General features: G+C 53.0%; 10 protein-coding genes and 1 tRNA gene. All 11 read right to left on the bottom strand.

Annotation, left to right across the window (positions count from 1 at the left end):
* Positions 1 to 4: 4 nt before the first annotated feature.
* The 11 genes from AB1F12_RS12100 to AB1F12_RS12050 all read right to left on the bottom strand — a co-directional run bounded on the left by AB1F12_RS12100 (position 5) and on the right by AB1F12_RS12050 (position 16,252).
* Positions 5 to 3,841, bottom strand: coding sequence for a DNA methyltransferase (locus AB1F12_RS12100; protein ID WP_368184627.1), 3,837 nt, complete (start codon positions 3,839 to 3,841; stop codon positions 5 to 7).
* A 119-nt stretch (positions 3,842 to 3,960) separates the two neighbouring features.
* Positions 3,961 to 4,929, bottom strand: coding sequence for a site-specific integrase (locus AB1F12_RS12095; RefSeq protein WP_368184626.1), 969 nt, complete (start codon positions 4,927 to 4,929; stop codon positions 3,961 to 3,963).
* Positions 4,926 to 5,879: a hypothetical protein gene (locus tag AB1F12_RS12090; RefSeq protein ID WP_368184625.1), complete on the bottom strand. Its 954-nt coding sequence runs from the start codon at positions 5,877 to 5,879 to the stop codon at positions 4,926 to 4,928. The genes AB1F12_RS12095 and AB1F12_RS12090 overlap by 4 nt, the downstream gene beginning before the upstream one ends.
* A 1,258-nt stretch (positions 5,880 to 7,137) precedes the next feature.
* Positions 7,138 to 7,962 carry a hypothetical protein gene (locus tag AB1F12_RS12085; RefSeq protein ID WP_368184624.1) on the bottom strand — a complete coding sequence of 275 codons (825 nt, stop codon included), beginning with the start codon at positions 7,960 to 7,962 and terminating at the stop codon, positions 7,138 to 7,140.
* 15 nt (positions 7,963 to 7,977) lie between these two features.
* Positions 7,978 to 9,735 (bottom strand): DUF6538 domain-containing protein, encoded by a 1,758-nt coding sequence (locus AB1F12_RS12080; RefSeq protein WP_368184623.1) that lies wholly within the window; start codon positions 9,733 to 9,735, stop codon positions 7,978 to 7,980.
* A gap of 96 nt (positions 9,736 to 9,831) precedes the next feature.
* Positions 9,832 to 9,921, bottom strand: a tRNA-Ser gene (locus tag AB1F12_RS12075).
* Positions 9,922 to 10,053: 132 nt separating this feature from the next.
* Positions 10,054 to 11,361 carry an aminotransferase class III-fold pyridoxal phosphate-dependent enzyme gene (locus AB1F12_RS12070; protein WP_368184622.1) on the bottom strand — a complete coding sequence of 436 codons (1,308 nt, stop codon included), beginning with the start codon at positions 11,359 to 11,361 and terminating at the stop codon, positions 10,054 to 10,056.
* Positions 11,362 to 11,442: 81 nt separating this feature from the next.
* A complete protein-coding gene (locus AB1F12_RS12065; RefSeq protein WP_368184621.1) occupies positions 11,443 to 12,507 on the bottom strand; it encodes an ABC transporter ATP-binding protein in 1,065 nt (354 codons plus the stop codon).
* Positions 12,507 to 13,772 (bottom strand): hypothetical protein, encoded by a 1,266-nt coding sequence (locus AB1F12_RS12060; RefSeq protein ID WP_368184620.1) that lies wholly within the window; start codon positions 13,770 to 13,772, stop codon positions 12,507 to 12,509. Before AB1F12_RS12060 ends, AB1F12_RS12065 begins: the two co-directional genes overlap by 1 nt.
* Before the next feature lie 30 nt (positions 13,773 to 13,802).
* Positions 13,803 to 15,011: a carbohydrate ABC transporter permease gene (locus AB1F12_RS12055; protein ID WP_368184619.1), complete on the bottom strand. Its 1,209-nt coding sequence runs from the start codon at positions 15,009 to 15,011 to the stop codon at positions 13,803 to 13,805.
* On the bottom strand, positions 15,008 to 16,252 hold the full coding sequence (locus tag AB1F12_RS12050; protein WP_368184618.1) for an ABC transporter permease subunit: 1,245 nt from the start codon (positions 16,250 to 16,252) through the stop codon (positions 15,008 to 15,010). The genes AB1F12_RS12055 and AB1F12_RS12050 overlap by 4 nt, the downstream gene beginning before the upstream one ends.
* Positions 16,253 to 16,296 lie beyond the last annotated feature (44 nt).

The following is a 16,296-nucleotide window of genomic DNA, read 5'->3' as shown; positions in this document are numbered from 1 at the left end:
CCGTTCAACGTGCCGCCTCGATCATAGCTATCTCGTCGGGTTTCAGCTTGTGAAGGCGATAGATCGTTTCATTAATTCGCGCTTCAAGTTTTGTGATTTCTGCCTCATCCGTTGCGATGCTCGTCTGCAAGCGGATCACCTCATCCATGATATGCGGTTCTGCGCTCGGGCTTACCTTTCGTAACAGATCCGCCAATTTCTTTCCTGTCGTAGTGGCTTTCACCTCGGTCCGGCTTGCCAACACGAGCCATTGCGCCAACAAGAAAGGAGCCTCTGCCGGAGGCGGGAATATTCCAGTGATTGCGGGTATGCCATCTATCATGAAGCGTAATTCGCCCCGGACTAGCTCTGCTGTGAGCGAGACCCCCGGCTTCAGGTGTTCAGCCAAAGCCGCGTGGCGTGCCTCAACCTCTTTTGCCAAGCGTTCCTTCGCCCACGTACGGCGCTCAGTACCTATCAAACGCTTGGGGGCTTGGTCTTTCAGGTCATCAAGGTCAGGCAGGTCTTTGAACAACCACTCATTTGGCTGTGGGCGGATACGCATAGCCCCCATGCGGCCAGCAATGTCTGCAAGTGCTTGCCTGCGTTGATCATAGAGTTCCTGCAATCGTTTGGCATCTTGTGCCAGAGCGGCTTGATCAGCAGGCTTGGCTTTAGGGATGGGGAGTGGCGCAATAAACTGCTTGTTTGCAGACCTGAAATCGCCTCGGAATGGTTTGGAAATACGGCGGAATGCAAAATCGGCGGTTTGGGCGTTTAGCACGGCAGCCAGGAACCATGGCGATACTTTACGTGCAGAACTCACGGCTCCAACATCTACGTTGTCGAGATAGAATGACCCGTTTGGATCTACCGAACATGAAATATTTGTCACAAGCCTCGGAACAATTACCTTTGCAGTCTCCTGTTTGGTTAAGTTCTTAGGATAGTTATACGCCCACCATCCATCATCGACATCCATCTTGCGGCTTTCGCGGGATCGAAGCGCTTCTTCGTGTCCTTTCAAGTAAGACCAAGCATCGGGAAACCTGTTTGACAGCTTGGACGAGGAAAGGAGCTGAGAACGCTCCTCTGTTACTTCATACGGGAAAAGTAGGCATATTTCTGGTTCGGGTGTTTTATAGCGTTTTGCATCTGAACCAGAAACTAGCGGCTTCATAATGCCGTCTTCGATCTCGACCACGCGGCCCTTCTTTGATCCCTTAGGTGGTTTCTCCTCATACCTGTTCGGGCCAAGGCGTTTCAGATGATAGATGTGGTCGGCACTTGTTTGGATGCCAACAAAGATATTGCGCGAAACCGCAGGATCATCCAGCCGCCGCCCATTCTTGGAGAGTTTATTGATCAACTTGCGTTCTTTTCCAGTGACCAACAACCAACGGTCTCCAAAGGAAAGATCACCATATGGGAGGTGAATATCTTTCGCTTCCCATGGGCTTTCCGCGACAACGCCATTTGGGGCCTGTACAACGGCCACATGGGTGTTTGGCTGTTTAGAAAAGAACATCAGCGCAGTATAAACTGTCGCCTCATCAAAAATCTGGTGTGATCCAAAGTCGATCCAGCCCCATAGGTGGCGACCCTGTTCTACAAAGTTACGCAATCCTGATCCGTATTCATTCATTTGCCAGACTGACGGGGCGATATAACCTAACCGCCCTTCACCGTTCAAAAGCTGGATACCCTTTTCAACAAAGGGCAGATACAGATCAAAATTGCCCGTTTGGGTGCTTTGGTACACACCACCTTGTGCAGGATCGCGTTTCAGAAACTCGGACATATCCGCGTGAACCTTGCGGAAATTTTGAAGCTTCACATAGGGTGGGTTGCCTACAACACAGTCAAAACCACCGCGCTCAAATACGCCCGGAAAGGCCTGTTCCCAATCAAAGGCGTTGATGCGTTCGCTTTCATCCGCGCTATATGGGGCAAGGCCGCTGTAAAACTCCGGCCCGATCAGGCTGTTTCCGTCTCGGATATGATCATCCAACGACGACAGTGGTTTGTCGGACCGCGCGGTATGTAACCAAAGCGCAAGTTTTGTGATTTCAACCGAGGCAGGGTTGATGTCCACACCATAAAGGTTGCGGCGCAGGATGTCGCGGATGGCATCATCAGTCCAGTCGGCGTCAACCATCGTCTGGCCATTCTGGCGGCGTAGATCGCGAAGTATTTTCCACTCATCCAGCAGGTAGGCCAAAGTTGTGATTAGGAATGCACCAGAGCCACAGGCGGGATCAACAATACGAATATCGCGTAGCTCTACCTCATATGCGTCGATGGCCGCAATAGATGGTAGTTTGTCCTGTTTGTCGGACGGCCAGCCACAGGCGGTTTTAAGGTCAGCTAAGCGGCGACCCACAGTTTCATCAACGATCCGTTCGACAATCCATTCGGGGGTATAGAAAACCCCATCGCGTTTGCGCTTGCCTTCCTTGTTGATAGACGCGCGACCATCAACCTCAGCTTCGAGAATTTCTAGTTCCGTGATCGACTGCTCAAAGATGCGCCCAAGCGTGTAGAGGCCAATGTTTCTATCTGGGTCACGTTTGGCGTTTGAGGTGTGATCACTATCGACCCCCGCAGACCAGCCGGACGCATAATTGTAGTTTGCTGATAGATACAGCAGCGTCAGCTTGTTGCCTGCAAGGCTGGCATCGTTCTGGCCTTGACCACGTTCACAGAACACGCTGTTGGGTATTTGCAGTTTTTCCAATTCGGGATCGGGCGCAAACAGCCCACCATTGAACTGATTAATTTGATGGTCCCCAAATGAGGTCGCACCCGAGTTCATTGCAGAGAACAGCCGCCGTAGCCATTGCCAGATTTCACCCCCAGCCGGATCGAAATAGCTGTCATCAGCTTCGCGAATTAGATAATCTCGCAGAAGTTGCGGCGGAAAACTAAGTGCGCGGCCCATGTCTTCACAAAAGAACACGAAAATTGCCCGGTCGAGAAGTTTTTGTGCGAGGCGAACTAATCGCCCCTTTGTGCCGGGGAAACGGTCGGTTTTTGGTCCATTATGCTCTAGCAACGCGCGATAAAGGTGTTCGCGGTACGCTCGGTATTCTTGGTAGAAGCGGTTTTCGAGCTCATTTTGCTTAAAGCGCTGGCGCTTAATCAGGGACAGTAGTTCGGACTGACCAGTGGTTCCCCGAACGATTAATTGGTCACGATGGAATAGGCGCGAAAACAAGAAACGGTCGAACCGTCCTTTTTCATTTTCATCAAGCAGAGTAGCATTCTGAAACAGCTCTTTTTGGTCGATTGCAAAGCTAATGAATTGCCGCTCGCCTCGATCCGACCAATAGAGGCGGAATTCGTTCATATCTGTTACGATGGCCCAAGTCGGAATGATCGGCTCATAACCGAACATCCCTTTGCGTGCCGCATAAAGGTAATCAAGCCCCTGCTTTACAGGTGAGCGAGTGTTACCCTTCCGTTTTTGCGGGGCATCCAGAGCGCTTTTGATATCTTTAAATTCAACCAACACCTGTGGGATTGGTGATTTCTCATTCGGCGTGAAATGACCTAATCCAGCATCAGCTTCACCTGTGCCTCCACGTTGGCCAGCGCCAGCAACAGGGAATGCTGGATAAAGTGAATAATTTTGCTCTCCGCCCTCCTGACCATCTTGAACATATCCCCAAGTTGTGCCGAAGAACTCTTGTAACAACGCCGACTGCGCCGTGGTTTCTTTCTGGACCCCACGTGCAGCCCAGCGCTTCAATCTTTCAAAAAGATCGGCCTCTTCTTGGCTGTCTTTGAAAGTTTCATATTCGTGCGCCCAAATAGATCGAAGAAATGATTTTGAAATAAATGAATTCTGAAGGTCGCTCATTACAAACGAAACCCTTCGGAAATGCGGAAGAATTGATTGGACACTGAAAGCCTCCTTGCTTTTGGGAGGCAGTATCTCGGGCATCTGGTCCGAAAGCAAGACAATCGACGGGGTTGTTGTCAAAGAAGCGCACCAGCCGCGTTCCCATCAAACAGACCAGCGTCCCGCACGTAACGCCCTAACATCGCGTCTGACGCGTGGCCTGTTTGGGCGCGGACTTTGTAGGTTGGCACACCCGCTTTGATGGCGCTTGTCGCGAGACCTGCGCGGAGGCTGTGGCCGCTGTAGCCGACAGGGTCAATTCCTGCGGCTGTGAGGCGGTTGCGAAGGATGGTTGATACTGCGTCCGCACGTAGAGTGTCGCCCCTCAAATTGCCGTGACGGTCTACAGGGCGGAAAATCTTGGCTTCAGGCTGATTGAGGGTGCCCAGCCAAGCTATAAGAGCCCCGACAGGGCAGTGTCGGGTTCTTCCGTGGGGAATACCCAGCTTTCGCCCTTGTCCCGTCTGGTCGGTCTTGGATCGGCGCAAGTGTAGCACAAGACCTTCGCGAACCTCCTCGACATCTGCCACGTCCAGCCCCGTAAGTTCCGATGATCTGAAACCACCCGCCCAGCCGATCAATAGCAGGGCGCGGTCACGTTTGGCGCGAGTGTCCTCACCGAGTGCATCAAGGACTAAAAACAGATCTTCGCGCAGCAGTGGCTTGGCCTGTTCTTGTGCTGTGCCTTTGACGCGTTTGATACCTCGCATCGTTGCCCGAACGATTTCGGCGCGACACGGATTCTCCCAACCGTTGGCCGAATGGACTTTGCTCAGAGTTGCCACCCGCCGTGCGAGGCTGGCAGGGGCTAACGCCTCGGCATGATCTGCGAGGTATTGGGCGACCAGTTCCGGTGACGCTGGCAATACGCCGCCCCAACCCATGAAGTGGGCAAGGTCGGAGCGGTAGGCTTGGCGGGTGTTCTCGGAGAGGCTTTCACGGATAAAATGCTCGACCGCTTCAGAGCTGGTCAGTTCGTTTCCATCTGCCGCCTTTGTGGGGCGGGATAAGAAAGGATTATGCCGGTTTAGGACGAGATCGCTCATACTGCGCCCTCCGCAACAACCTCGGCCCGTATCGTATTCAGCTCTGGCATTGCATCCCGAAGAGCGGCCAATCCGAAGCCAAGCGCGTCATCGGATAGACCAGAACATTCAAGCTCCCACCGTTTTTGCAATTCAATTGCAACAGGACCAACCGCACGGCGATGTAGGCATTGCCCTTCGATCTGAAACAGCAGCTCTCCCGCGACCTGTATCCGGCCTGTGCGGGGAAGGAAGGCCCCAGCCCAAGCGGCCATGCCTGCATTCCGCAAGAGGAGCCGCCCGAGGGCTGCGCGACCGGGGCGGGTGTACATATCAAACGCCCATGACGGCACACCATTGATCCGCGTTTCAACCGGGGTTGGATCATCGCGCAACCCGGTTGCGACCGCGCCGTTCTCAAGGGACAGTAGAGCGACAAATGGGGCCAGCATGTTCGCGGTCTTTGTGAAGTTCTCTTTGACGATCTGCAATTTGGTCGGGGCCACGCCCATTTCTGCCATCGTTTCAAAGGCAAGATTGGGATTGCCGACCCGCGATGGCAGATATGAACTCGGGCAGCGTCTTGTGCCAATTAGATACCAAAGCGCCAGTGCCTTGCGATCCAGCGATGGGCAGCCCAGAACGATCTGGCGCAAACGGTCATCTGTCATCGCGGCGAAACGGGCGCGGTCGTCGTTCAATCCCGACCAGCGTTCAACCGCCATAAGCAGATCATCGGCTGCACGGGATTTGCGGGCATCCACCATACGGCGGATCAGATAGTCTGTGACCACGGCATCCCCGCCCAGATCACGGCGCACCTTTGCGCTGGTCAGACAGGCCGCTGTGATCGCCATGGTTTGAATATCACCAAGGCCAATGTCTTCGGCAGCGATGGCATTGAGGCGGCGGAATAAGTGTTCCCTTTTTACCTCCAGCAAAAACCGCCCGGCTTGACGCGCAGCAGTCAAGGTTCCTCTGCGGATTGCCTTCTGCAAAAGCGAGCTTGCTACCCACTGTGTGCTGGTAAACGGAGCGATAGGGGTTCCCCCCAATTGTCCCGCAATCTCTTGTGCAGCTATCGTCTGAAATCTGGTGAGTGCAGTCTTGTCGTTCATGTCCGATCCTCCTTGATCTGGGAGGGGTCGAAAACGTCTGACCTTCTTTAGCGTAACCCACGACACCGACAGGGGAAGGGAAATCGGCCTTCCGAGGCACTAAATCTTGATTGCAATTGATTGCAATTACACAGATTTAGACACATGCGCAGCATGATGTTATTTTGTATGTCCCTGACACAAAACAGGGCTAAATTTCCACTTTTGATATGTGCGAATGGCTGAACCGGGTTTGGCCAAACTGGTGTTTTGCAAATGTCGCCATTGGTGTCCCTGAGACAACGAGGGACACAATGCGAATAGCTGCTAAACTTAGACGTTTGTCCTTACATAACTCTCCATCACTTCGAGAAATTCAGGGTCATAGGGTTCCCCAACATGGTTATTGTTCCAAAGCCCCGACATCCTCACTTTTTGTCGTGTGCAATGCCGACCAAGCCACCCATCGGACGGGGCATCAAATTGCGGTTTCCCGTATTCGCTAAGGAGGGAAATCGCTCCCCGTTCAATGATCCCACGCGCACTCTGGGGGTGAGGATCATCGTCGACGGGCAAGCAAACGAAGGGCATATTCCCAATCACGCGGCTCACCTCCTGCTCCATGGGCAATTCTGCCGCTCTGACGGCCCTCGTTACGCTCGACCTATCCATTCCCCACGTTTGGCATTGATGCGCACCACAGGCGATTACAGCGTCTCCCACGAGCAATCTAAAGATTGATCCGCGATGATTGCCACCTCCAGTCCTAGCTGGACCACGATGCTGCGCCAGCCGTCCCCACAATTTTGTGTTGGAACCGCGCCGGAGAGCGTGGGTGCCGACGCGCGTGACACGCAGCCCGTTGCCCGAACCTGACCGCTGCTCACCATCTTCAAAAAAGAAGTACACACCGCGACGCGGCCACATTTGCCGACCAGTGCAATCAGCAAGCTTTCGCAGTCCGTCCTGACTTTGTACCAAGACCTCAATCAGCTCATAAAAATACTCTAGATGGCTCGCCCGAAAACTCAGATCAAAATCCTTCCCGAAGGAGGTTACTCTCCGTGCGAAGCAGGGGGAGTAACTACCATCATGTCTCTTTCTTTATGTCTACTGACCATAATGATGTTAGTTATTTACTTAATAATATACTACTTATTTGGGTATAAACATTTGGACCTTTCCCGATCTTACCTTGAACTGCAATCAAGTAATGCTCCTTCGCAACAGGCCAAAATCGCCGAGTGACAGAAATGCTTGGGTGGTGGAAAAACTTTTTCTCGAAGTTGTTGGGGTTGGTATCAAATTCATCTCCAAAGCTCATACCGCTTGAAATTGCCAGATGCACGCCAGCCATGAAACCGGACCAGTTTTCGATCACAGTGCAGAAAATGTCTGGGGCAAGACCGCTTGGCGTGTCCTTAGCCATACCCACCAGCAAACCAAATTCCTTTGATGTTTCCATTCGGTCCGTTTTCTTTCGCCAAATCTTCACCATCATTCGCGCAAAATCCTCGTTGGTCAGGTCCCCCGGCTCTCCTATCCGTAGCAGCTTCATTTTAACCCCTTCGATACGCTTAGTGGCATGACGGAAAGGGTTTTTTCCAGTGTATCTGTGAACTTGCTTCGTGCTGATCCCAACCGCCAATGCGAGCTCAGCGACTGTTTTTCCAGCCCAAACCCGCCCCTCCTGATGAATAGGTTTCTTCTTTGTCCACTTGCTGACTTCGTGATACAGCTTGCGTCCGTTGGCAGTCATATCATTAGGCTGGACCAAGACCTGTTTTTTCAATTTGCTGTATTCTTGAAACCCAGAAATGGAAACATAACCGCTATCAATCGGCGGAGGGACAAACGGTGTCGGCGGAGCACCTTCAAGAATTTCAGCCTTATACTCGATCTTTAGCTTAGTGGTAATATTCGCCAGCCAATTCTTGGAAACCTGTTCATCGGACATGCACGCCATCCGATCTCAAATCTTCCAACCGGGGCCAGTGGCATGGCCAAGGTGCAATCCCGGATAGTCAATCTTCTCAATTTCCTCCTTGAGACGGGATATTGAGGCCCCTTTGCCATACCCCCAATGTGCATCGTCGCTGGTGTGCCCACAGAGTTGCATGGCAATTGCATCCGTTACATTCGCTTCGTGAAGTGCATCTACAAAATTGTGCCTGAACGAATGGAACACATGCAACTTGCTACGAAATTTCCATTTGTTGCCAAGGTTATACCAAAACTTCGACCATGGCTGACTGTAGGTGCCATCACTGCCCATTTTCAGTTCTGCGAACAGTCGTCCTGTTTTGCGTGCGGCAACGTATTCCAGAAAACCTAATTCTAGGATCGCCGAATGTACGGGAACTTTACGATAGCTTGATCCTGTCTTGAGATGCTTGATTTCTTCGTCGGGATCATCTTCCAGCTTCGTGATGTCGAAGAAGAAAATCCCGTCCTCTTCTTTGATATCCTTGCAAGTCAGCTGGATGATTTCCCCAGCTCGCATCCCAGCATATAGGGCGATCAACGGCACCCAATAGCGTCCGTCCTTCAACCGCAGCTTACCGGGTGTCCCTGATCTGTTGATGCTTTGGCGTCCGGTGTAGATCGGGCAGTCGAATATCAATTTCAGTTGGCTTGGCTCATACGGAAGTCGTTTGGGTTTGCCCTTTGGTGGCTTCTTGACCAGCAGTTTTAGCTCGTTACCCGGAACTTTCGTCAGGTGTTCTTCCGCGACCATCCACGCAACAAATCGTTTGAAGAAATCAAAGCGTTTCTTTTGGGTTTCATACCCAAGCTTCGGTAAGTCCTTGCCTGCTTGGACAGCCGTAATCGGATCAAGATCACGTGTCTCGGGCTTCTTTTGATGATGGGCGGGCATGTGGCCGATTAGATCGCGCAGCGCTTTCATGTCGTTCAGGTCGAGAAGTGTCGCAGGCTTGTCAAAGTCAATTACCGCACGGGCAAGCTCAAACGACAGCCTTAGGTCGCCAATGGTTTTGTCTTTTATCTTCTGATCCTTGAGCACCTGCACATAGGATTTGGCCAATGCGTTTAGTGACGGCGCATCTGGGCCCAGTACTTTTGGGACAGTCTTGACCGCATCATTCGGGCGCAGCGCTAGACGGGGGATGGTCCCATCGGGTTCCAATTCCACACCTTTGAACAGCGGGTCGGCAATCTCCGACTGCGCATAGTCACCATTCAGCTTTGCAAGCAGCAGGCGGTCGGCCTCGATGTTGGCCCGTAAAAGCCCCGTCTGGACCCGCTGGAGCGCCTGATAACGGCTTGTTAGGACATCTTTGGATAAGCCCCCCACAATCGCATCTGCTTCGCTCTGCACCTCACTGGGGAAATCCCTGACTGCAAGGCGGCGGCGCAGCATGGCCAGACGAGTTTCAACGTGGGTGATACTGTCTTCGACATTCACTTCTGCGTCAGGGGCGAAGATATCCACGAACTCTTGCCCCCAATCGAGGGCATCACGGAAATAGTCCCGAATTGATTGATCTAATGCTGTGTCTTGTGCTGTCGCCATTTGCCTCGCCTTCCCAACCACGAGGTCGAAATGGTTGCTAATCACTCGACATCTCATTGACGCCAATGATTGATTAAAGGTTCTTAATGAAATCTTAACTTCACTGCGCTGCGTAAATGAACGCAAATCCTTGGGAACTGCTGCGCGAAAGTAGAATGTTCTTCCTCGTGTAACGAGCCGTGTATGAATAGCCATCTTCTGTCCTCACCGTACCAGCGAACTGACCCAGAGGCAGGAAATCGGCCTTCCCGAAAAACTATATCGTTATATATCAGAAAGTTATGAGCTTTCTGGCGGAGACGAAGGGATTCGAACCCTCGAGACCCTTTCGGGCCTACTCCCTTAGCAGGGGAGCGCCTTCGACCACTCGGCCACGTCTCCGTCGACCCGTATATGTGCGTAAAACCCGAGAAACAAGGCCAAAAAAACGGCGTTGCAAAAAATTTTCAGCACCGAAATTTGCCCCTAATTCATGTCGTTTCTGGTGAAAACAGACACTTGTTCAGCGACAGATTAGCAAAGCACCTTTGATAGAATGTCACCGATTTTCGCGATATCCGGTGCGGTGATTGTCAATGGCGGGGACATGGCCAAGGTGTCGCCGATGGGGCGAACGCTAAGACCTTTTTCCCATAATTTTTCGTAGGTTGCGCGCCCATTTGCCCCAACATCCCCTGATTTTTGCAACCCGATCGCCCCCATCAATCCGATATTTCGCACGTCAATGACGCCCGGCGCATCGGCAAATTGATGCAACATGTCCTGCCAAATTTGGGCCATTGCTGCCGCGTTTTCAAAAATCGCCTCGTCCCGGTACAAATCTAAAGTTGCAATTGCCGCAGCGCTGGCCAACGGGTGACCAGAATAGGTGTATCCATGAAACAGATCAGGCATCGTTTCCGGACCATTTAAAAACGCCTGCCGCACATTGGCGGTTGTGAAAACACCGCCCATGGGAACGGTTGCGTTGGTCATGCCTTTGGCGACGGTCATCAGATCCGGTTGAACGCCAAAATATGAGGCGGCAAATGGCGTTCCCAGCCGGCCAAACCCTGTGATCACTTCGTCAAAGATCAGCAAAATGCCATGTTCGTCGCAAATGTCCCGCAGGCGTTTTAGATAGCCAACAGGTGGGGGAAAAACACCGCCAGCACCGGCGACGGGTTCGACAATAACCGCTGCAATATTATGGCCGCCATGGGTTTCGCACAATGCTGTCAGGTCATCCGCCAGATGGGCGCCGTGTTCGGGTTGGCCTTTGGCAAAGGCGTTTTCGGGCAGCAATGTGTGCCGCATATGCAGGGCTGCGGGGTAGAGGGTTCCAAATTGGGCCTTATTGGGTCCAAGCCCACCAACAGACAGGCCACCAAAGTTGATCCCGTGATATGCCTTTTGGCGACCCACTAAAATCCGTCGATGTCCTTGGCCATTTGCCATGTGATAGGCCAATGCGATTTTAAGGGCGGTGTCGACGGATTCAGAGCCGCTATTGGTGAAGAATATATGATCAAAACCGTCGGCCAATGCCACCATTCGGCTGGCCGCCTGAAAGGCAATTGGGTGGCCCTGGTTGAATGAATGCGCAAAATCAAGTGTAGCTGCCTGATGTTGGATCGCGTCCACAATGGGTTTGCGATTATGCCCGGCATTGCAGCACCAAAGCCCGCCCGTACCGTCGATAACCTTGTGGCCTGACTGATCGGTGTAGTGGATCCCATCTGCGCCCGTGATCATGCGCGGGTTTGAATTGAACGCACGCGATGCCGTAAATGGCATCCAATAGCTGTCTAGGTCGTTTGGGTTTGGGCTGTGATCGGGCATGAAAATTCTCTCAGAAAGGATTCTGAAAGAATTTGATCATATTGATGTGACGCAATCAAGGGATCACGTCCGATTGTTGGGCTATACCGCTGTGCCGGTGAACGGGATGGCCAAGCCATCAGTATCAAAGAAATGCATGCTCGTTGGGGCAAATGACAACCCCACCGTTTCACCGGGTTTGAGCGTGGTTTCACCGTTGACGCGGACATTTACCTGACCTGCTTCGCCGCAATCGAAAATCACAAACGTATCCGCACCGAGATATTCCAGCACATCCACAACGCCATCCATGGCACCTTGGCCCGGGTTAACCAGCGTGATGTGTTCCGGGCGAATGCCCAAATGCACCGCTGGTTGCTGGGGGCCTTGGATAGGGCGACCCCCGATGGCGACGGCCTGATTGTTGGCGGCCGTGCAGGGGATGACATTCATTTTGGGCGAACCGATAAATTGCGCTACAAATAGGTTTGCCGGGTTTTCGTATAGGTCGCGTGGCGTGCCCACCTGAGCGATTTTTCCAAATTCCAACACAACAATCCGGTCGGCCAATGTCATGGCTTCGACCTGATCGTGAGTGACGTAAATCATTGTCGTATCAAGCGTTTGGTGCAGTTTCGCGATTTCATATCGCATTTCCACACGCAGCGACGCATCCAGATTTGACAGAGGTTCGTCAAACAAAAACGCTGTGGGATCGCGCACGATGGACCGCCCAATCGCAACCCGTTGGCGTTGCCCCCCCGACAGGTCCTTGGGGCGGCGATCCAGATAGGGACCCAGTTTAAGCACCTCTGCGGCATGGTCCACTTTGGCCTGAATGTCGGCCTTGGATTTGCCCGCAGCCTTTAGCGGAAACCCGACATTATCCCGCACGCTCATGTGTGGATAAAGCGCGTAAGACTGAAAAACCATCGCCAGCCCACGGCGGCTGGGCGGCTCGGCGGTGGCATCGCGGCCATCAATGTTGATTTCGCCGCGGCTGGTTTCTTCTAGACCGGCAATCATCCGCAACAACGTTGATTTCCCACAGCCCGAGGGGCCGACAAAGATCACGAATTCCCCCTTTTTGATCGACAGGTCCACACCTTTGATGACCTGCACGTCGCCGAACCATTTTTCGACACCTCTGAGTTCAATCGATGACATTAATCTGCCTCCTCTTGGAAATCCCGCCCGGCCCAAGTGAGCCAGATTGCAGCTGTCCAGGTAAAATCATTGCCGCCACATGGGGTTGCATCTTTGGGGTCGAAATATTCAAAAAACCCATGTTTGCTAATCAGTTGGGCAGTTTCACGACGCAGTCTGGCTTCGTCTTCGAAACGCCCAGCACGGCGCAGACCCAAGGCGATCAGGGAATTGACAACCGGCCAGGTTGGCCCGCGCCAATATCGACGTGGATCAAACAGAACCGCATCCGGGTCAAAGGACGGAATGCCGTACGCCACCGCATCCCATATCCGCTGAAGATGTGTGTCCAGCTCTGGGGTGCTTTCATCTGCGAGAAGAGACAAAAACGCACCCGACCCAATATTCCCGCTAAAGGTGCCCGTGCGCAGATCACGCGCATCATAAGCCCCGATGTCAGCGTTCCAGATCATCGGCAATGACGATCTGAGGGCGGCGGCCCAGGTTTCTATTTCCTGTACGTCTTCGCCCAGTTGGCGGCCAATTTCGATCAGATCAACATGGGCGCGCAACAGGATGAATGTGATGCCGGGATCGGCCATCAGAAATGGGCCATTGGCAACAATTTCTGACTGGTTCCAACCCGTGTCACGCCCAAAATAAAGGATCGCCAGATAGCGGTCGTAATCTTCTTTGCCGGGGCGCATTGATGCGTCCACATGGCCGGTGTCCCGGCGTTGGTAATCGCCGACATTGGACCCGTCGACATTGGCCATGCCGATATCCCAATCCGGGCAATTGTCACGCCCAGATTCCCATGGATGGGTGATCGCGACAGGGCCTTGGCTACATCGCTGTTCAGCCCACCAGCGATGCCATGCTTTGATTTTGGGAAACAGCGCGCGGACGCGGTCCAATCCATCGGGATCCATGGCCAGAATTTCACGCGCTAATGTGGCAGCAACGGGTGGCTGGGAAATGCCGGATGTGGCGGGGTTGCGGTTGACCTGCCACATATCTGGGCCGGGGAAATAGCCCGGATCGTCCTGATGGAAAATGATATGCGGCACCATGCCATCATCCCATTGCGACGCAAACAACGTGTCCAATTCATCCCATGCGCGCGGTTTATCAAAGGTCGCAAACCCCCAAGCCGCAAACACAGAATCCCAGTTCCACTGATACGGATACAGCCCCGAAGTGGGCACAGTATACCCCCCCCGATCATTGCTTTGCAGGATGGCGACGGCTTTTTCATTGAGGGTTAAATATTTCATATCATTCATTTTCTTCATCTCGTTACCCGTTTTGGGTGATTAACCTTTGACCGACCCGGCGGTCAGGCCTTTGGTCATGAATTTTTCCAGCCCTAAAAACAGCGCCATGATTGGGACGGTCGCGATGACCGACCCGGCCATCAGATGCTGTCGGGGAATTTCAGAGGAATTGAGGCTGGCGATGCCCCGTGTGAGGGTGAATTTCGATGGGTCATCCAGCAGCATGAATGCCAGCAGGAATTCGTTCCAAGCGATCATAAACACATAGAGAGACACCGACGCCAAAGCGGGCAGGGATAGGGGCAGGGTGATTTTCCAGATGACAGCCAGTCGCGACAAACCATCCATCAATCCGGCCTCTTCGACTTCGCCGGGCAGGCCGCGGAAATAGCCCTGTAGCATGTACAATGCGACGGGAATGGTGGTGACCGGATAGATCAGCACAATCCCAAAGATCGAGTTGCGCAAGCCCGTCATCGAAAACGCGATGTAAATCGGCAGCGCCAGAACGATCATCGGCACCATATAGATCAGCAGGATGGACCGGCCAAAGGCAGCGCGCCCCTTAAATCTAAGGCGGGCGATGGCATAGGCACCCGGCACGGCAAAGGCCAGCGTGATGAACACGGTCAGCACAGAAATAAAGAATGAGGTCCACAAATAAGTGCCAAAATCGAACTGACCGAACAATTCGCTATAGGATCGGAACAAATCCCAGCCTTTGGAAAAATCGATCGAAAAATCGAGCGGGTTTTGGATCAGTTCGGATTGGTTTTTCAGGCTGGTCATGACCATCACGTAAAACGGGATCAGGACAATTGCGGTGAAAAAGATATAGCCAAATCCGGTCAGAAACCGGATCACGGCCTCTTCGAATTCATGGCGGGTCAGTGCGGCTGGCTGGCATTCGCGCAGCATGATCCACAGGCCGAGGGCCGAAAATCCCGCCATTGATAACGCCCCGAGGAGGCTGGAAAATCCAGAAACATTTGCACCTGAAATGATCGGCCCAAAGCCGAGCAAGCTGAGGACGCTGATCGCCACACCTGCTCCGACTGGTTTGCCCCAATGTCCGGGCAGGCAGGCAAATCCAAGTGCGGCGCCCCAGATCAGCGACATCCACAAGGACGGTCGAAACGCGTCACCTGTGCCAAATGACATGGCCACGGCGACGGTTGTGGCAATGATAAACGTCCACATCGCCCCCAAAAGCGGGCCGGTGACATAGCCGTAACGCAGCAGGCTCATAGCCCTTCCTCCTGGCTGATGAATTTGAAGAAGAAGACCGAAAACAGCAGCAAACAGCAGAAAATCACCACAGCCACAGCCGCACCTGCACCGATATTGCTGACCGCAAAGGCCTGTTCATAGACGTTCACCGTCAATGTTCGTGTGCCCGCATTGCCGCCGGTCAGCAGGAAAATGTCGTCGAATTTGTTAAAGGTCCAGATGAACCGCAACAGGAACAAAACGGACAGAATGCCCAGCAATTGCGGCATGCTGAGATACCAGAATTTCTGAAACGGCGATGCGCCATCCATATCGGCGGCTTCGTACATGTCTGTGTCGATGCTTTGCATCCGGGCCAGAATGAACAGGAAAGACAGCGGGAAATACCGCCAGATTTCAAACACTGTGACCATGATCAAGGCTAGTGGTTTTTCACCGAAGAAATTGATCGTTTCTGTGGTCACGCCCATCTGTACCAACAGGGCATTGGCGGATCCGGAAAACGGATCAAACAGCAGAATCCACGCAAACGCCACCGCGATGACCGGGGCCACATAGGGAAACAGATAAAGCCCGCGTAAAATCCCCTGACCTCGAAAGCTTTTGTTCAGCAACATGGCCGCAAATAGCCCGAAAACCAGCGCGCCGATTGTGCCGACAATTGTGTAGAACAGCGTCACATAAAGGACCGACCAAAATTCACCACCGTCGAATACTTTGACAAAGTTGGTGGCCGTAAAGTCGAAGTTTGTCAGGATGTTATCCGCGTCACCTGTTAGGATTGGCGCGCTGTCTTTGATGTCGATCCCCGCATCAAAGAAATCCTGGCTGACCGTGACTTCTAGTTCCAACCGTTCGCGGGTTCCGCCTGTCCAATCGCCAAAATCACAAAACAATGTTGCATCCGTGACGGCGCATCTGTCGTCCAAATCCACCGGTTCTAACCCGGCAGGCCATGTATCCGTCAGCGTGACACCTGTAATCGCCTGATCCTGACTGGAATTGCGCAATCGATAGCGCAGGGTTCCAATGTCGCCCGCTATTTCGGGATTGCCGCGCAAATCTTCGCGCACAATCGGCACAGGGGGACGCAGATCCGCCAATTCGACCGGTTTGAAGCTGATCCAGAAAATTGCCAGCAATGGCAGGATCACAACAAGTGAGACGGCAATCACTGTGGGTGCCAAGAGCCCCCAAGCCAAACGCGCTTCGCGTCGGGCAAGTGGCCCCGTGCCCCGTGGCGGGGTTTGGGCGGTCATGAAACTACTCCGAATGGTCAACCAAAAAGGGCTGAAAAGTCGAG

The organism is Aestuariibius sp. HNIBRBA575, from assembly GCF_040932005.1.
Lineage (GTDB): Bacteria > Pseudomonadota > Alphaproteobacteria > Rhodobacterales > Rhodobacteraceae > CANLNM01.
This window is presented reverse-complemented; position numbering and strand designations above follow the sequence as displayed.